Annotated in this window: 15 protein-coding genes; 8 read left to right on the forward strand and 7 right to left on the reverse strand. The window is 74.6% G+C overall.

Annotation, left to right across the window (positions count from 1 at the left end):
* Positions 1 to 72: 72 nt before the first annotated feature.
* Positions 73 to 1,191, forward strand: coding sequence for an NADAR family protein (locus tag ACIGAQ_RS27855; protein WP_399787393.1), 1,119 nt, complete (start codon positions 73 to 75; stop codon positions 1,189 to 1,191).
* Positions 1,192 to 1,216: 25 nt separating this feature from the next.
* Here the strand turns inward: ACIGAQ_RS27855 and ACIGAQ_RS27860 are convergent, their stop codons facing one another.
* Positions 1,217 to 2,080: an LLM class flavin-dependent oxidoreductase gene (locus tag ACIGAQ_RS27860; protein WP_399787396.1), complete on the reverse strand. Its 864-nt coding sequence runs from the start codon at positions 2,078 to 2,080 to the stop codon at positions 1,217 to 1,219.
* Between the two features lie 130 nt (positions 2,081 to 2,210).
* Here ACIGAQ_RS27860 and ACIGAQ_RS27865 point away from each other — a divergent pair, with 130 nt between their 5' ends.
* Both ACIGAQ_RS27865 and ACIGAQ_RS27870 read left to right on the forward strand, forming a co-directional pair.
* A complete protein-coding gene (locus ACIGAQ_RS27865; RefSeq protein ID WP_399787399.1) occupies positions 2,211 to 3,710 on the forward strand; it encodes a HEAT repeat domain-containing protein in 1,500 nt (499 codons plus the stop codon).
* Positions 3,711 to 3,804: 94 nt separating this feature from the next.
* Positions 3,805 to 5,046: a glycosyltransferase gene (locus ACIGAQ_RS27870; RefSeq protein ID WP_399787402.1), complete on the forward strand. Its 1,242-nt coding sequence runs from the start codon at positions 3,805 to 3,807 to the stop codon at positions 5,044 to 5,046.
* A 29-nt stretch (positions 5,047 to 5,075) separates the two neighbouring features.
* Here the strand turns inward: ACIGAQ_RS27870 and ACIGAQ_RS27875 are convergent, their stop codons facing one another.
* From ACIGAQ_RS27875 to ACIGAQ_RS27895, 5 genes are read right to left on the reverse strand one after another with little or no spacing between them, the layout of a single operon-like run.
* Positions 5,076 to 5,762, reverse strand: coding sequence for an acetoacetate decarboxylase family protein (locus ACIGAQ_RS27875; protein WP_399787405.1), 687 nt, complete (start codon positions 5,760 to 5,762; stop codon positions 5,076 to 5,078).
* A 54-nt stretch (positions 5,763 to 5,816) separates the two neighbouring features.
* Positions 5,817 to 8,021, reverse strand: coding sequence for a protein translocase subunit SecD (gene secD / locus ACIGAQ_RS27880; protein ID WP_399787407.1), 2,205 nt, complete (start codon positions 8,019 to 8,021; stop codon positions 5,817 to 5,819).
* A 51-nt stretch (positions 8,022 to 8,072) separates the two neighbouring features.
* A complete protein-coding gene (locus ACIGAQ_RS27885; protein WP_399787410.1) occupies positions 8,073 to 8,570 on the reverse strand; it encodes a hypothetical protein in 498 nt (165 codons plus the stop codon).
* A 3-nt stretch (positions 8,571 to 8,573) separates the two neighbouring features.
* On the reverse strand, positions 8,574 to 9,257 hold the full coding sequence (locus tag ACIGAQ_RS27890; RefSeq protein ID WP_094054081.1) for a response regulator transcription factor: 684 nt from the start codon (positions 9,255 to 9,257) through the stop codon (positions 8,574 to 8,576).
* A 2-nt stretch (positions 9,258 to 9,259) separates the two neighbouring features.
* A complete protein-coding gene (locus ACIGAQ_RS27895; protein ID WP_311678690.1) occupies positions 9,260 to 10,213 on the reverse strand; it encodes a sensor histidine kinase in 954 nt (317 codons plus the stop codon).
* 294 nt (positions 10,214 to 10,507) lie between these two features.
* On the opposite strand from ACIGAQ_RS27895, the gene ACIGAQ_RS27900 reads away from it, so the two are divergent.
* From ACIGAQ_RS27900 to ACIGAQ_RS27910, 3 genes are all read left to right on the forward strand, one after another.
* Positions 10,508 to 10,819, forward strand: a complete 312-nt coding sequence (locus ACIGAQ_RS27900) for a TraR/DksA family transcriptional regulator (protein WP_399787414.1) — start codon at positions 10,508 to 10,510, stop codon at positions 10,817 to 10,819.
* 50 nt (positions 10,820 to 10,869) lie between these two features.
* Positions 10,870 to 11,262: a TraR/DksA family transcriptional regulator gene (locus ACIGAQ_RS27905; RefSeq protein WP_399787417.1), complete on the forward strand. Its 393-nt coding sequence runs from the start codon at positions 10,870 to 10,872 to the stop codon at positions 11,260 to 11,262.
* Between the two features lie 144 nt (positions 11,263 to 11,406).
* Positions 11,407 to 11,787, forward strand: a complete 381-nt coding sequence (locus ACIGAQ_RS27910; RefSeq protein WP_311678686.1) for a hypothetical protein — start codon at positions 11,407 to 11,409, stop codon at positions 11,785 to 11,787.
* Positions 11,788 to 11,827: 40 nt separating this feature from the next.
* Here ACIGAQ_RS27910 and ACIGAQ_RS27915 read toward each other — a convergent pair whose 3' ends face one another.
* Positions 11,828 to 12,676, reverse strand: coding sequence for a restriction endonuclease (locus ACIGAQ_RS27915; RefSeq protein WP_399787420.1), 849 nt, complete (start codon positions 12,674 to 12,676; stop codon positions 11,828 to 11,830).
* 234 nt (positions 12,677 to 12,910) lie between these two features.
* On the opposite strand from ACIGAQ_RS27915, the gene ACIGAQ_RS27920 reads away from it, so the two are divergent.
* A complete protein-coding gene (locus ACIGAQ_RS27920; protein ID WP_399787423.1) occupies positions 12,911 to 14,188 on the forward strand; it encodes an MFS transporter in 1,278 nt (425 codons plus the stop codon).
* Positions 14,185 to 17,601: a type I polyketide synthase gene (locus ACIGAQ_RS27925; protein ID WP_399787426.1), complete on the forward strand. Its 3,417-nt coding sequence runs from the start codon at positions 14,185 to 14,187 to the stop codon at positions 17,599 to 17,601. The genes ACIGAQ_RS27920 and ACIGAQ_RS27925 overlap by 4 nt, the downstream gene beginning before the upstream one ends.
* Positions 17,602 to 17,627: the final 26 nt, after the last annotated feature.

Below are 17,627 nucleotides of genomic sequence, written 5' to 3' on the forward strand. Positions count from 1 at the left end.
CTCTGCGGGTGTGCACAGTCCCGTGGCGACAATTCCCTTGCGGTGATCGCCGGTGCGGACACAATGGCCTGAATGATCGGCAACCGCATCACCTCCCGCACGGCGGACGGCGTCCGCATCCCCGGAACCTGGCGTCACGCCTTCATCCGCAACGGCGACTACTACCTCACCGACCTGTTCATCTACGCGGACGGGCTGATCGACTGCTGGGGCCTGGTCACCCTGGAGGAGTTCGAGCGGAAGCTGCGCAGCGGCTGGGTCGCCACCGAACTCCCGGACGGCGCCCGGGTCTCCGCCCACGACCTGGCCGTGTGGAAGTTCAGCGAGCCCCACTCCTGGCACACCCCCGAGCTGCTGCTGGCCGAAATCCGTGACACCATCGACCAGCTCAACGGCCGGCCGGACTCCACGGACCGCTGCCTCGCCGCCGTCGACGTGTTCCTCGCCGAGCGGACCGAGGAGAACCGGGCCGCCGCCCGCGCCGCCTACTACGCTATCCCCGAGACCCAACGGCATTACGCGCTCGGCGACATGGACCGCAAGGACGAGCCGCTCCTCCTGCTGGTGACCGGGCCCGGCGGAGAGCTCGCGTCGCCGCCCGGCGCGACCGTGGACCAGGACGAGTACGACGAGGCGGTCGCCTACTTCGAGGACCGGGCCAGATGGCTGGCCGAACGCCCCGCACGCGTCCCGGCCGACGGGCCTGCGGCCCCGATGGCCCCCGCGATCCACCTCCCCCAGAGCTATCCGTTCAAGCCTTCGGACAACCCGGGCAAGCAGGCGCTGCGCAACGACTACCCCGCGCCCGTCCGGGTCGACGGCGACACCTACCCCTCGGTGGCCCATGCGTACTGGGCCCTGTCCACCGCGGACCCCGCGGCCCGGGCCGCCGCCCGGGACGCGGACACGGCGTTCGCCGCACGCAACACGGCGGTCGGCGCACCCCGGCGCGAGGGGTGGGAAGAGGCCCGGACCGCCGTCATGACCGCCCTGCTGCGGGCCAAGTACACCCAGCACCCGCATCTCGCCCGCGTCCTGCTGGACACGGCCGACGCGACCCTCGTCTACGACGACGACTCCGGCCACTGGGGCGACAACGGCGGCCGGGGCCGCAACTGGACCGGGCGCCTCCTGGAACTCGTCCGGTCCGAACTCCGGGCCGGGCAGGCGGGGATCGCCCCGCTCGCCTAGGACGCGTCCTGAAGCGGCCGGCGGCTCAGCGCGTCGCCTCGGCGAGCCACTCGACCTGCCGCGGATCCGACGCCGCCGGCACGAAGATCAGCTCGTCGCAGCCGGCTTCGGCGAACGCCTCGGCGTAGGACGCGGCCATCTCCGCGGTCACCGCCGCCCCGGCCGCGACCTGCGCCGCGGCCTCGCCGAGGAAGCCGTAATAGTCGCCGAGATAGCCGTCGGCGTGGGCCCGCGCGTCCGGGCCCAGCGCGAAGTAGGCCAGCGCCAGCTTGCGGGGCGTGCCCGTACGTCCCGCCTCCTGCCACGCGGTGTCGACGCCGGCCGCGGCGCGGGCGAACGTGTCCGGCGTGCCGCCGCCCATGATCCAGCCGTCGCCCAGCCGGGCCACCCGCCGGAAACTCGCCTCGGTCGCACCGCCCAGAATGAGCTCGGGACCTCCCTCGCGCACCGGCTCGGGCCCGATCGCACCGGCGAACCCCCGCTCCTCGCCCGCCCAGACACGCTTCAGCTCCGCCAGCTGCTCCTCCAGCCGGCGCCCCCGGCCCGCGGTCCGCAGACCGCTCGCCGCGAAGTCGTCGTCGCGCCCGCCCAGCCCCACGCCGAGCACGAACCGTCCCCCGGACAGCCGGTCGACGGAGGCCGCCTGCTTCGCCAGCAGTGCCGCGTTCGTGTACAGCGGCCCCAGCAGCACACTCGTCGTCAGCCGGATCCTGCTGGTCACGGCCACGGCCGCACTCAGCGCGACCAACTCCTCGTAGCCCGGGTAGACCAGCCGCCCGATCGTGCCGAGCGTGCTGAACCCCGCCTCCTCGGCCCGCCGCGCCCACTCCACGAGCACCCGGCCTTCGGTGCCGGGAACCGTGTTGGGAAGGCCTATGCCGATGTCCATCCGTACCTCCGGTCACGCGAGGGAACCTGTACCCCACTCCCTGCCCAACCGGCGCGGCGCGACGCGTGGTTCGCCGGCCGGAAGGGCAACCTTCGCCCGGCTCGGTGGTCTTCCTGGGAGGGAGGTGTCCATGGGGGCGGACCATCAGATCGCTTTCTTCCTGCGGGAGTCGGCGGCGCCGGAGCCCGAGCGGCGCGTCGCGGCGCTGACGGGCCTGGGGAGGCGGGGCGGGGCGGAACACGTCCCCGTCCTCACCGGGGCGGCCGCCGACCCCGAACCCCGCGTGCGCGCGGCCGCCGCCAGGGCCCTGGGCCGGCTCGGCATCGCGGAGGCCGGCCGCGAGGTCCTGCCGCCCCTCATGGGCGACGCCGATCCGCGCGTGCGGAGCAGGGCCTGCGTGGCCGCGACCCGGCTCGGCCTCGACGGCCCGCCGGTCGTCGAAGCCCTCGCCCGGCGGCTGTCCGACCCGGACCGCCACGTGCGGATCGTCGCCCTGGAGGGACTGGCGGCCCTGGGCGTCCCGGGGGACGCCAGGGCCCTCGCCGCTCTGCTCGGCGACCCGGATTCCGCCGTGTGGGGACGGGCCCGGACTCTGCTGTACGTCTGCAGGGGCGACGAGGACGTGCGCGCGGAGGTGATCCGTACGGCCCGCGAGGGCGCGGGCGCCGCCCGCGCCCGGGCGCTGGAGGAGCTGCCGCGGCAGTGCATCGAGCCGCTCCTCGACGCGCTGCTCGACGGCCTGCGCCATCCGTTCCCGCAGGTGCGCGTCCAGGCCGCCCGGCGCTTGTCCGACGTGGAACGACCGCAGGCGAAGGAGGCGTTGACGGCAGCCCTGCGGACCGAGCGGGACCCCGAGGTCGCCGCCGTCCTGCTGCGCGACCTGGGCGACCGGACCGACGGGGGCCTGACCGACACGGCGGTGGGGTGGCTGCGTGATCCGGTCGCCGGGCCACCGGCCGCGCGGATGCTGGGCGCTGTGGGCACGGACGAGGCCGCCACCCGTCTGCGCACCGCCCTGGCCGACCGGACGGTCCCCGCCCGCACCCGGGCCGCCTGCGCCACGGCGATCGGGGCCGGCGGCCGGTGGGACGCCGTGTGGCTGCTGCTGCCGCTCCTGGACGACGCGGACGACGACCTGCGCGCCGGCGTCCTGGACGGACTGGAGCACGTCGTCGAGAACGGCCTGCGCTGGTGGGAGCGCCATGTGGTGGCCCGGGTGCTCACGAGCCACCTGGAGACCGACACCCGGCATGTCTGGCGCACCCGCAACGCGCTCCGGGGCCTCACCCAGGCGCTCCCCGCCGTGCGGCGCCTGGCGGACACCACCGACTCCGGTGACGTCCGGGCCGCCGCGCTGTCGCTCCTCGACGGGGACGAGGCGGCCGACGAGCACGTCCGGCAGGACGTGCGGCGCTTCCTGCGGAGCCTGGACGACCCGTACGAGCCGGTCCGGTACGAAGCCGTGCTCGGACTGCGGCGCCGGGTGGACGCCGACGGATCGTGGCCACCGGGCGCCGAGCACGCCCGGGACCGGCTGACCGCCCTCACCGGCGACCCCTCTCACCGCCTGCGTGAGGCCGCCACCGGCCTGCTCACCGCTCTCGGCACCGGCCCGTCCGGCCCGGAGTGAGCGGAGCGTGCGGGCCGTCACCTGCACCGGCGATTTTCGCCCCCGTACCGGCGGAGACCGCGTGTCGTCCGGATCGGCGGTCCAGACTGGGACCATGCGAGTGGTGATCATGACGGCGGGGTCGCGCGGCGACGTCGCCCCGTACACCGGGCTCGGCGCGGGGCTGGTGCGGGGCGGTCACGACGTCACGCTCGCCACCCACGCCCGTTTCGCTCCCCTGACCGACGGTTCGGGGGTGCGGTTCCACCCCACCCCGGTCGATCCGCACGCCCTGTCGCACTCCGCGCGCGGTCGCGGTCTGCACGCCAGCAGTACCGGGCTCGGCAAGCTGCTGCGCGCGGCGTCGATGGCCCGGTCGGCGGCGGAGGAGATGACCGACGCCCTCGTCGAGGCGGCCCGGGGCGCCGACGTCGTCCTGGCCGCGGGTGCGGTGGCCCCCCTGGGCGCGGCCATCGCCGACGGACTCCGGCTGCCGAGCCTCGGCCTGTTTCTGCAACCCCAGCACCCGACACGGGAGTTCGGCGCCCCCATGCTGGGCGGGCGCTCACTCGGCATCGTGGCCAACCGCCTGGGCGGACGCGCCGTCACCGCCGCCGTCGACCGGGTCCAGGCCCGGGCCGTGGACCGGCTGCGCACCGGGCACGGCATGCGCCTGCGCGACTCGGCCGCGCTCCGCCGGGCCCACGAGCGGGCCCACTGGCCCGTGCTGCACGGGTTCAGCGAACTCGTGGTGCCCCGCCCCCGCGACTGGCGGCCCGGACTGGACGTGGCCGGGTACTGGTGGCCGCACGACACCCGCCGACTGCCCCCGGAACTGGAGGAGTTCCTCGCCGCGGGGCCGGCACCGGTGTTCATCGGGCTGGGCAGCGCCACGGTGCCCCACCCCGAGCGGGTCAGTGCCGAGATCGTGCGCGCCCTGCGCGCGGCGGGGCTGCGCGGGGTGATCCAGCGGGGCTGGGCCGGTCTCGCCGCGCGGACCGACGACGTGCTCACCGTCGGGGACGTGCCGCACGCCCTGCTGTTCCCCCGCACGGCCGCGGTGGTGCACCACGCGGGCGCCGGCACGACGGCGGCCGTCCTGCGCGCCGGCGTACCCACCGTGCCGGTGCCCGTGCAGTTCGACGGCGGTTTCTGGGCGGCGCGTCTGGTGGCCCTGGGCACCGCGCCGTGCGCGGTCCCGCTGCGGCACCTCACCGCCGGCGCCCTCGCCTCCGCCCTGCGCCGCGCCACGGGCGACCCCCGTCACCGCTCCCGCGCCCGGGAGCTGTCCCGGCGGCTGGCCGAGGAGGACGGCGTGGCACCGGTCCTGGCGGCGCTGGAACGGCCGGTGCCGTAGGTCCGGTCACGCGGCACCGCAAACCGGCCTTATTGGACAGGACTGTCACCCTCCTCGCCCACGGTCATGCGGAATCCGCGGATCGAGGCCGCCAGGACCGCTCTCCGGCCGTCGAGAAAGGAGAGCGGTCCACCGGGCTCGGCCTGCACACGCGCCCGCCCCAGCCGGACGCGCCCCGACAGCCTCAGCGGCACGTCGCACCGCCCGTGCACCGGATGCGGTTGCAGCAGCCGGCCGCGCACCGGCAGGCGCCCCGGCAAGGACAGCAGGTCCCGGTGCAGCCCCGTCACCACCGGATCGAGACCTCGCCCGCCGCGCTCCACGACCATGCGGGTGCGCACTGCGGCCCGCCCGGAACGCGACGACGGCAGGGGCGCGGGGCCGAAGGCGAAGGAGCCGAGCTCCTTGGGGATGCCCCACAGCGCCCGGCCTCCGGCCAGGGAGCGTTCGTCGTCCACCCAGGCCCCGACCGCACACGCCGCAGGTCCGCGCCGGTCCCGCACCGCGAGGGCCACCAGCAGTTCCCGGTACGCCAGCGTCCCGCCCGGCCGGTAGTCCACCCAGAACGTGACCATGAGGCAGGACCCGCCCAGCCGCAGCGGACGGACCCCGGTGGGCAGCCGCCCGCCGGGCACATCCGGCCGGGGCACCCGCCACAGCGCCACGAACATGTCGCCCCGCAGCCGCCACGGCTCCGGGGGAAAAGGCCCGACCATCCAGGGACCTCCTCTCGTTCACCGACCCTGCTATGCCCGGGTACCCGCCCCCGCTCAGCCGGAGCGTGGACGACGCCGCCCGAGCAGGACCGCGAGCGGGGCGGCTGTGAACACCGACGAGTACGTGCCGACGGCGATGCCGATGAGCAGCGCCAGGGCGAAGTCGGTGAGGGAGGACCCGCCGAGCACGGCCAGGGCGGTCAGGACCAGCGCGGCGCCCATGCCGGTGTTCACCGTGCGGGGCAGGGTCTGCAGGACGGCCGGATTCACCACGTCGGGCCAGGGTTTCTCCGGGTGGCGCCCGGCCAGTTCCCTGACGCGGTCGAAGAGGATCACGGAGTCGTTGACGGAGTAGCCGACGACCGTGAGCAAGGCCGCCAGGAACACCCCGTCCAGGGGCTTGCCCAGCCAGGCGAAGACACCGACGAGGATCACCACGTCATGGGCCAGGGCGGCGACCGCTGCGGTGCCGAACACCCAGCGGAACCGGGCCGCCAGGTACAGCATCTGGGCGCCCAGGGCGACGGCGAGGGCGACCAGGGCGTTGCGGCGCAGTTCCTCGCCGAGGCTGGGGCCGACGAGTTCGTCGCGAACCTTCTCCGCCCCGCCGGCCAGCTCCCGCACGGCCGAGGTGACCTGCGCCTCCTGCGCGTTGCTCATCGGATCGGTCCGCACGGTCAGTCCCGTGGCGTCGGAGGTCTGTACGACGGCCCGGGGGAACCCGGCCTCGTCCAGAGCGGTCCTGACCCGGTCGGCGTCGACGGGGGAGGACGTCGCGTACTCGATGAGGCGGCCCCCGGTGAACTCCACGCCGAGGCCGACCCCGCGCACGACCATGCCCGCTCCGGCCAGGACCAGCACGGTGGCGCCGACGGCCAGCCACCGGCGCGGGCGCCGCAGCAGCTGCGGGTCGCGCCGGGTCAGACGCTCGCGGACGGCACCCGTGGTCGCGATGCCGGTGAGCTGCGGCGACCGGCGGACCCGGGGACGGCTCGCGGCGAACTCGGCGAGCACCCGGGTGATCACCAGGGCGCTGAACATGGAGGCGAGCACCCCGATGCCGAGGGTCACCCCGAAGCCCCGCACGGGACCGGAGGCCAGGAAGAACAGCAGCGCCGCCGCGATCAGCGTGGTGATGTTGGAGTCGGCGATCGCGCTGAAGGCGTTGCGGAACCCGGCGGTGAGCGCCGAGCGGGCACTGGGGCGCCGACGGGCCGTGTACTCCTCGCGGGCCCGTTCGAAGACCAGCACGTTCGCGTCCACGGCCATCCCGATCGCCAGCACGAAACCGGCCAGGCCGGGCAGGGTGAGGGCGGCGCCGAGCGCGGCCAGGGCGGCGTAGGAGACCAGGCCGTAGCAGGCCAGGGCGAGTACGGCGAGCAGGCCCATCAGCCGGTAGACGACGATGACGTAGAGCGCGGTCAGGGCCGTGCCGATGGCGGCGGCCCAGGCGCTCGCGGTGATGGCCTCGGCGCCGAGGGTGGGGCCGACGGTGCGCTGCTCGACGGTCTCGACGGGCACGGGCAGGGCCCCGCCGTTGATGAGCAGGGACAGTTCACGTGCTTCCTCCGGGCCGAAGGAGCCGGTGATCCGGGTGGCGCCGTCACGGATGCCGCTGCCGCAGGCGACGGACGGGTCGACCTGGGGGGAGGAGATCACCTTGTCGTCGAGGACGATCGCGATCCGCCGGGACGGGTCTCCCGCCGGCCGGCAGGCGGCCTCGCCGGTCAGGCGGGCCCAGCGGTCGCGGCCGGCCCCCTCGAAGTCGACGGTGACGTGCCATCCCGCACCGCCCCGGTCGTCGAAGCGGGCGGCGGCCTCCTCGACGTGCTCGCCCGTCAGGGCGGCGGGCCCGAGGCGCAGCGGCGCGCCGGACTCGTCGGGCAGCGTGCGGGCCGTGCCGTCCCCGGCCGCGGGCACCGGGTGGAAGGTGAGCTGCGCGGTGCGGCCCAGCACATCGGCCGCCTCGCGCGGGTCCTGCACGCCGGGCAGTTCGGCGATGATCCGGTTCTCGCCGGAGCGGACGAGGGTGGGTTCGGCGATGCCCAGCGCGTCGATCCGGCCGCGCAGCACCTCCAGGGTGCGGTCGGTGGCCTCGCGGTCGGCCTCGGCGGCGGGGGTGGAGCGGGTCTCGAGCACGATCTGCGTACCGCCGCGCAGATCCAGTCCCAGGCGGACCGGCACGGTGACGGCGACGTACGACGACAGGGCGAGCAGGGCGAGGGCGAACAGGGCCCTCACCCGGGCGGAACGGGTCACGACAAGCCTCCGGCGGGCGCACCCGGGCACGCAGGGTGCGACCGGGTGCTGTCAGGGAGAAGGGAAGGGAGCGTCGGATGCCGGACGACGCGGGGGTGCCCGTTCCGGGCCGGGGGAGAGGAGCGGTGGGGAGGCGGCGCGGGGAGGGGCCGGTGCGCGCGGCCGCGCCCCGGCGCCCACGGGTGGGACGGCCGTCCGCTGCGCGTACGCGGCCGGGTGGGAGCGCGGGGAGGGGTGTTCGCCCTGCGACTCGTGACGGACCGCCGCCCGGACCACGCAGTCCGTGTCACACCCGGCGTCGACTCGCGGCCCGGTGTCCCGGTCCCGGCCCGCGGTCACCGCGTCCCGGTGCCCGGCGGCCACCGCCGCCTCGCTGTGCGCCTCGCCGTACGTCTGACCGGTCGTCGGGCCGTACGCCGGGCCGGGTGCCGGGCCGTACGCCACGTCGGGCCGGGGGCCGGTGGTGAGTGTGGACAGCAGTGCCAGGACGACGGCCGCCAGCACCGCGGCGAGACAGGCCCGGGCGCGCCGCCGGGAGGTGAGGTCCACCCCCTAGGGTTCGATCAGCCCGGCGCGGATGGCGTAGCGCGTGAGCTCCAGGCGGTCGCGCAGGCCGAGCTTCTGCAGCAGATTGGCACGGTGCCGCTGGACGGTCTTGACGCTGATGAACAGCAGGTCGGCGATCTCCTTGGACGAGTGCCCCTCGGCCACCAGCTTCAGGACCTCCTCCTCGCGGGGGGTGAGCACCTGGTCGGGGGTCTCCTCGCCGTGGCGGGCCCGGTCCAGGTAGTTGCGGATCAGCGCGGTGACTGCGCCCGGGTACAGGAAGGGCTCGTCCCGGACCGCCGCCCGGCACGCGGCGACCAGGTCCCGGTCGGCGACCGACTTCAGCACGTATCCGCAGGCCCCGGCCTTGAGGGCCTGGAAGAAGTACTGCTCGTTGTCGTGCATGGTCAGCATCAGGATCCGCAGGCCCGGCTTGCGGGCGGCCAGCTCGCGGGCGGCCTGCAGGCCGGTCAGGCGGGGCATGGCGATGTCGAGCACGGCCAGGTCGACCTCGTGCGTCCGGGCCAGTTCGACGGCCTCGGCGCCGTCACCGGCCTCCGCGACCACCTTCAGGTCCGGTTCCTGCTGGAGGATGAGCCGCACACCGCGCCGGACCAGGGCGTGGTCGTCGGCGAGCAGGATGCGGATCGTGCCGGTCCGCGTCTCGGCGGGCGTGATCGTGTCGGGCATCGTCAGAGCTGCTTCCTGGGAACGGGCGCGGTGAGCTGGACGCTGGTGCCGGCGCGTGGCGCCGGGGTGATGTCGAGGCTGCCGCCGATGAGCAGGGCACGCTCGCGCATCCCGCGCATGCCGGCGCCCTCGCGGGGGGCCTCGATGCCGCGGCCGTCGTCGGTGACGGTCAGCACCACGCGGTCGGCGACGTGCCGCAGGGCAACGGTGACGCGTTCGGCGTCCGCGTGCCGTGCGGCGTTGGTCAGCGACTCCTGGGCGACGCGGTAGAGGACCAGTTCGGTCTCCGGCGCCAGCTCGGGGAGGTCGGTGTCGAAGCGGCGGGTGACCTGCATCCGGGTGTGGGTGGCGAAGTCCTCGGTGAGCGAGGTGATCGCGCTGACCAGGCCCAGATCGTCCAGCACCCCGGGGCGCAGCCGGCGCACCAGCCGCCGGACCTCGTCGAGGGACTGCCGGGTGATCTCCTGCACCTCGTGCAACTCCTCGCGCAGCCGCGGGGGAGCCTCGTCCGCGCTGCGCTTGAGGCCCAGCAGGATCGCGGTCATGCTCTGCCCGACCTCGTCGTGCAGCTCCTGCGCGATGCGGCGGCGCTCGGCCTCCTGCGCCAGCAGGGCCCGGGCGCTGCTGGTGGCCCGCTCCTGCTCCAGCCGCTCCAGCATCGCGTTGAAGGTCCGGATCACCTCCGGGACCTCGCCACCCCCGGCCACGGGCAGGCGCTGGCCCGGGCGGAGCAGATCAACTGTGGTCATCAGCCTCCTGAGCCGCACCAGGGGCGCCAGGCCGAGCCTCAGCAGGGCCGCGTTGGCGACCAGCATCACGGCGAGACCGCCCACCAGGATGACGGCCTCGGTGAGCAGGATCGGCACGGACACCGTCACCGGAGCCCACAGCAGCAGCGCCGTGGCCGCGCCGAGCACCAGGGCGTTGAGGGCGAAGATCCGCCAGAACAGCGACACCGGACCTGCGACTCCTCTGCTGACGTGCTCGGCGGTGCCGGGTGCCTCGGGCGAGAGGCCCCGGCCGCCCGGGTGGTTCTCCGCCAGCCTGCCCCGGTCACCGGCCCGGCGTCGATGGGGTCCGACCCCCATTTCCCCGGGGCGCGCCCTACCCACGAGGGACCGTGTGGGTCACCCGTCCCGGCGGGAATGGGGCCCGCGCCCGATGGGACTTCGCTGTGGAAGGGACCAGGGTGGGAAGCGCCGAGACCACCCAGCCGGACTGCTGCCGAGCAGCCGAGAAGAGGACCGATCATGACCCTGGAGGTTCCCCGGGCCGAGCCCGACCCGCACGAAACCCGTCAGCGTCTGCAGCACGCCCGCGCCTCCCGGCTGGCGCAGCTGCAGGCCCTCGACGAGAGCGGACCGGCCCCGGACGACTACCTGCTGTCCGAGCAGAAGAACGCGATGCGGCGGGTCCTCAAGGAGATCGACGAGGCCTTCGGGCGCGTCGAGCGGGGGACCTACGGCACCTGCCTGGGCTGCCGCAGGCCCATCCCCGCGGAACGGCTGGAGATCCTCCCGTACACCCGCCACTGCGTCGCCTGCCAGCGCCGCGCGGTGTGACCGTCCTCCCGTTGCGATCTCCTACGCCCTGCTCAGGAAGAAGGGGTGACGTGGTGAACCAGCAGACCGTCGGCCGCGGCGCCGGAACGCCGCCGGGTGCGCCGCACCTGTCGGCCGAGGACCTCGCCGTCCTGCGCGAGAACCTGCGCGAGCAACGGCTGTTCCGCCGGGAGCAGTTGCGCCGGCTCGCCGGTCCGGGCGCCTCCCGCGCCGAGGACCGGCGCAGGCAGCGGGCCTCCGCGCAGCGGGAGGTCGACGTCAAGCTCGCCGCGTCGGCCCGGATGGTCCTCGCCGACGTCGAAGCGGCCCTCGCCCGCATGGACGCGGGGGTGTACGGCGCCTGCGGCCGGTGCCGGCGCGCCCTCGACCGGGAGCGGCTGATGATCGTGCCGCAGGCCCGCTACTGCGCCCGCTGCCAGCGGGCCGGGGGCACCGCACCCTGAACGGCACGGTGCCGCCCGCGGAGTGAAGGCCCTGGTCCCTGACATCTGTCAGGGACCAGGGCCTTGCCCGCTTGCCTAGAGTGCGGGGCGCCAGGGGCGGGACTCCTCCCGCGAGCCACCCGGCACGGCATCGAAAGGACGGCCATGCGCAAGACGACCGCGGCACTCGCCGCCGCTGGAGCACTCGCCCTCGTGGTCACCACCGCACAGAGCGCCGCCGCCGACGGGCACGGTCGCGGCTGGTACGGCGTGTGGGCGAACGGGGTCAACGTCCGTAGCATCGACGGCGACTGCATTCACGCACCGAGCACCACGAACTGCCCGTCGATCATCGGCCAGCTCAATTCCTGGGACGAAGTGATGGTCTACTGCCAGGTCCCGGGCCAGTCGGTCGGCGGCAACCCGTACTGGCTGATGGTCCAGCCGCGCGGCTGGAGCCAGTACGGAATCGTGTCCAGCTACTACGTCGAGAACACCACCAACTGGATCGACGGCGTGCCCGGCATCGAGGGCTGCGTGATCTGAGGACCGCCACACCAGGGGCCGGTCACCGGCGGGCAGCGGCTCACGATCCGGCGCCGGCCAGGTCCCACCCCGCCGTCCGGCCGCCCGGGGCGGTGTCCCAGGGGCTGGGGCCGGTGCCGTCCGTCCAGGCCCGCAGGGCCTCCCCGTCCACGCACACGATGCCGCACTGCTCGGCGTACTCCAGCGCCGGAGCGGTGAAGTCGCTCGTGGTGACCAGCGCGGCGACGTCGGCCTCGTGGACGGTGAAGCAGGTGCCTCCGAAGCGCTGCAGGTCCTGGGAGCCGACGCGGTGGGAGACGTCGTAGTACTTGCACTGGATGACGATCCGCCGCCCGTCGGGGGTGAGGGCCAGGACGTCGGCGCCCAGGTCCCCGGCGCCGCCCACGACCTCGACGGCGGAGCAGCCGTCGCATTCGCAGAGGGCGGCGACGGCCTCCTCGAACTCCTCGGGCGTCAGACCGTCGTAGTCGATGACGGTCTCGAACTCGACGGGGACCGTGGCGCCGTGGCCGGCGACGGTCTCGAACTCCGCGGCCGGCAACGCCCCGTGGTCGGTGACGACCTCGACCGCCGGGCGGCCGGGACGCGGTTGCAGGGTGTCGAGTTCGTCGGCGGCCTCCCGCGCGGCCCGGTCCAGCGCCGCCGCCGCCCGGCGCGCCGCTCTCGCCACGTGTATCCGCCGCCGCAGCCCCACGCATCCCGCGACACCCAGCACGGCCAGGACGAACATCCAGGCGGGCCGCCGTTCGACGGCGTCCGCGACCATGCGCGCCGAGAGGCCGAGGACGCACAGGACCACGGCGAGGAACACGAAGAACAGCGCGGTCGAGCGGAGGTCGAAGCGGCGCCGGCGGTTCACCGGCGGCAGCGGACGCGTGGGTGCGGTCACGGTGTGCCCCCCTGAGGGATCGATGGAAGATCGTTTCCATCGTCTTCCCAAGATCGGCATCCCGTCTCCTGCGGGAGCGCTTCGAAATCGCCAAAACGCGACCGGAAGTTGTCTGTGCCACCGTCGCGCCTTGAACACGTCTGACCGATTCTGCTTGGGTGACGGATCAATGGGGGGCGGTCCGGTCCCGGACCCGCGATGGTCACACCCTTCATGCAGACCAGGGGAAGGTGCATGAAGTACTTCCGTCTGCTCGTCCTGGGCAACGGCATCTCGGCGTACGGCAGTTACCTGAACATGGTGGCGCTGAACGTCTTCGTCTACGACGCCACCGGCAGCGCGCTCGCCGCGGGCCTCTTCATGGCCGTACGCCTGGCGACCAGCGTCGTCTCGGGCTGGATCAGCGGGCGGCTCGTCTCGGTCCACGACCGCAAACGCCTGATGGTCGGCGCCGATCTGTGCCAGGCCGTGGCCCTGCTGAGCCTGCTGCTCGCCCCCGACGGCGTGCGCCCCGCACTGCTCTACGTCCTGGCCGTGGTGACGGGCGGCTGCTCCACGCTCTCCCAGGTCGCCCTGCGCAGCAGCATCCCCGAGATCGTCGGAGCGGAGCACCGGGTCCGGGCCAACGGGCTGCTGGTGACGGGCCGTTCGCTCGCCATGATCGCCGGCTTCGCCTCCTCGGGCCTGGTGGTGGCGCAGCTCGGCTACTCCGCCGCCTTCGCCCTGGACGCGGCGACGTTCCTGGTCTCCGCGACCGTGCTGTTCCTGCTCCCGGTCCGCACCCGCGCGGCCGACGACCCGGCGGACGGCGGCCCCCGGGCGGCGGGATCCGGACCCGCGCGCTGGACGGTCCGGGTGCTGCTGGGGACGGCCCCGCTGCTCATGGCGATGATCGCCGTGCGGGCCGTCGACGGGCTGGGCTCGTCGTCCCACAACGTGGCCCTGCCCCTCTACTCCAGCAGCCTCGACCCCGACCATCCGGCCACGTTCATCAGCCAGTTCTGGGCGACCTGGGCCATCGGCAACATCGTCGCCCAGCAGGTGATCGGGCGGGTCACCCGCAAGGCCGGGCGGACCCCCGGGGAGCGGGCGTTCGCACTCGGCGCCATCGTCATGTCGGCCGGGTTCATCGTGGTCTTCAGCGGTCTGCCGACCGTGCCCGCGGTCATCGCCGCGCTCGTCGCCGGCGCCGCCGACGGGTTCACCGAGACCGTGTACGTGTCACGGCTGCAGAGCGCCCCCGACGAGCAGCGGGGCCGTCTCTTCGGGCTCTCCGCCTCGGCCGAGAACACCGGTTTCGGCCTGGGCATGCTCGTCAGCGGCGCCCTGCTGGAACGTTTCTCGCCGCTGGCGGTGGTGGCCGCCTTCCACGGCCTCGCGATCGTCCTGTGCGCCGCCCTGCTCCTGCTGCTGACCCTGCGGCGCAGACGCACCCCGGCTCCGCGGGCGGACGGCCCGGACGGCCCCGCCGGGCCCGACCGGTCCGCGGTGACGGAAGGACACGGCCGATGACCACCACCCCTCCCGACCCGCGCATGGCCGTCATCGGCATGGCCTTCCGGCTGCCCGGCGCCGACACGCCCGAGGACCTCTGGCGGATCGTCCGCGACGGCACCGACTGCATCACCCGCTTCACCGACGAGGAACTGGCCGCCGCGGGAGTGCCGGCCGAGGAGTACGGGGCCGAGGACTTCGTCGGGGCCTCCGGGATCCTGGACGACCTCGCGGGGTTCGACGCCCGGCACTTCGCGATGAGCCCGCACGAGGCCCGGATCACGGACCCCCAGCACCGCCTGTTCCTGGAATGCGCCCAGCACGCCCTGGAGGACGCCGGCTACCCGCAGGAACGCGACGGCACCCGGATCGGCGTCTACGCCAGCACCGGCTACCACCTGTACACCCTGCAGAACTACCTCCTGAACAACGTCCTGCCCAGCCGGCCCCCGTCCGACTGGGTCACCGGCATGCAGACGATCGTCGGCAACTACGCCGACTTCACCGCCACCCGCGTCGCCTACCGCCTCGGCCTGACCGGCCCCGCCGTCAACATCCAGACGGGCTGCTCCAGTTCCCTGGTCGGTGTGCAGGCGGCCGCACAGGCGCTGCTCATGGACGACTGCGACGTCGCCCTCGTCGGCGCCGCCGCCGTCCACGTCCCGCAGGTCCTGGGCTATCGCTACGTCAAGGGCTCGATCCTGTCCCGGTCCGGCCGCCTCAGGGCCTTCGACGCGGGCGCCGACGGCACCGTGGGCGGCACGGGCGTGCTGGCGGTCGTCCTGAAACGGCTGACCCGGGCCGTCGCCGACGGCGACACCGTGCACGGCGTCGTCCTCGGCTGGGGCATCGCCAACGACGGCGCCGGAAAGACCGCCTACGCCGCCCCCAGCGCCGACGGGCAGCGCACCGCCGTCCGGCAGGCCCTGCGACGCGCCGGCGTCGGCGCCGACACCATCGGCTACCTGGAGACCCACGGCACCGGCACCCTCAAGGGCGACCCGATCGAGTTCGACGGCGCGGCCGGCGCCTACCGCGAGGACACCGACCGCACCGGCTACTGCGCCCTCGGCTCGGTCAAGGCCAACATCGGCCACCTGGACGCCGCCTCCGGACTCGCCGGCCTGGTCAAGGCCCTGCTGGTGCTGCGGCACGGCGTGATCCCGCCCATGGCGAACTTCACCCGGCCCAACCCCCGGCTCGACCTGGACGGCAGCCCGTTCTACATCCCCGGCACCGCCCGGCCCTGGCCCGCCGGTGACGTGCCGCGCCGCGCCGGCCTCACCTCACTGGGCGTCGGCGGCACCAACGTCCACCTGATCCTCGAACAGGCCCCCGAACCGGCGCCCCGGACCGTCGCGGTCCCGCCCCCGGACGTCCTGCTCGTCTCCGGAAGCACCCCGCAGGCCCTCGCCGACAACGCCCGGGCCTTCCGCGACCGGTTGCGCCGCCCACCCGCACCGCACCCGGCGGACCTCGTCACCACCGCCGCCGTGGGACGCGCCCACGGCCGCCACCGGCTCGCGGCCCGCGGCACCACCCCGCACGGCCTCGCCGACGCCCTCGACGCCTGGCTCGCCGGCACCGCCCCGGCGAACGTCACCTCGGGCACGGCACCGGCCGAGGGAACCTTGCGCGTGGCGTTCCAGTTCACCGGTCAGGGCAGCCACTACCCCGGCATGGCGGCCGCTCTCTACGCGCGTTTCCCCGCCGTGCGCGAGGTCCTCGACGCCTGCGAACGCCACCACCGCGACCTCACGGGCGACTCGCTGCTCGCCGCGCTCACCGACGAGTCCTCACCCGGCGGGACGGGGGAAGACCCCGCCGGGGACACGGACCTCGTCCAGCCCGCACTGTTCGCCCTCCAGTGCGCCCTGGTCCGGCTGTGGCACGACACGGGCGTCGCACCGTACGCCGTGACCGGGCACAGCGTCGGGGAGTACGCCGCGCTGTACGCGGCCGGGGCCCTGTCGGCGGCGGACGGACTGCGCCTGACCACCGCCCGTGGCCGGCTGATGCGGCAGCGCTGCGCGCCGGGGGCCATGGTGGCCGCGCCGCTCGACCGGGCCGCCGCCCTCGCGCTGGCCGCCGAGGTCCCCGGACTGGAACCGGCCGTCAGCAACGGGGACCGTGCCCAGGTGCTCGCCGGGCCCGTCGCGGCCGTCGAGCGGGCCTGCGCCCTGCTGGAGGAGCGCGGCACACCGGGGCGGCGGCTGCCGGTGACCCGCGCCTTCCACACCGTCCTGATGGAACCCGTGCTGGAGGAGTTCCGGAAGGTCCTCGACGACGTCGAGCTCCGCCCGGTACGGATCCCGCTCGTCAGCGCGCTGGACGGTACGACGCGCCCGCCCGGCTGGGTCCCGGACCCGGACCACCTGCTGCGGCACACCCGCGAACCGGTCCGCTACGACCTGGCGTTGCGCGCCCTCGGCGCCGAGCGGCCCGGCCTGCTGCTGGAGATCGGTCCGCACACCACCCTCAGCGGCCTGGCCCGCCGCGCGCTGCCCGATGTCCCGGCGGTGCCGTCCCTGAGGAGGGGCAGTGCCCTCGGCACCCTGTGGGGCGCGGCCGCGGCACTGCACTGCGCCGGAGCGGACCTCGGCTGGGAGACGCTCCTGGCCGGCAGCGGGGGCCGGCGCGTCCCGCTGCCCGGATACCGGTTCCAGCACCAGGACCACTGGACCGGGCCGCGGCCGACGGTCCTCGGCACGACAGCAGCGAGAACAGCGAGAGCAGTGAGAAGGGGAGCCGACGTGGTTCAGCAAGAGGCAGCGGTCGCGCGGGTACTGCACAGCATCGTCGAGGCGACCGCCCGGCACCTGGGCGGGGATCCGTCGGCGATCGACAGCGACGCGAACTTCTTCGACCTCGGCGCCGATTCGCTGCAGATGATCAGCGTGCTGCGGGAGCTGGAGCAGCAGCACCGGGTCAAGGTGACGATGCGGCAGCTCTTCGAGGAGACGGGGACCCCGCGGCGGCTCGCGCAGTTCATCGCCGCGCGCATGCCGGAGACCGGGGAGACGACGCCTGTGGGGGCCGTGGGGGAGCGGCCGGCACCGGAGCCGGCCGCTGCGGCTTCCGATGCGGTGCCGCACAGCGGGCCCGCCCCCGAGCCGGCGCCGCCCGCGGCACCGGCGGCTGCCGCGTACACGCCGCCCGCGGCTCCGACGACTCCGGCGTACACGCCGCCGGTGGCTCCGACGACTCCGCCGGCTGCCGAGCAGGTGGTGCCCGTGGCGCCGGTGGCTCCCCTGTACGCCACCCGGCAGGAACTGGAGGACCTGGCGCACAAGATCCAGGAGATGTCCCGGATCCAGTTGCAGATGATGTCCCAGCTCTCCCAGCTCCTCGCGCTCCAGACCGCGGCGGCGACGGACCGGCTCAGCGGCGTCCAGGGCGTCAACGGCCACAACGGCACGGTGGCGAAGTGAGCGGCGGCCTGAACGGCGTGTCCGCC

It is taken from the genome of Streptomyces sp. NPDC085932 (genome assembly GCF_044540525.1).
Classification (GTDB): domain Bacteria; phylum Actinomycetota; class Actinomycetes; order Streptomycetales; family Streptomycetaceae; genus Streptomyces; species Streptomyces levis.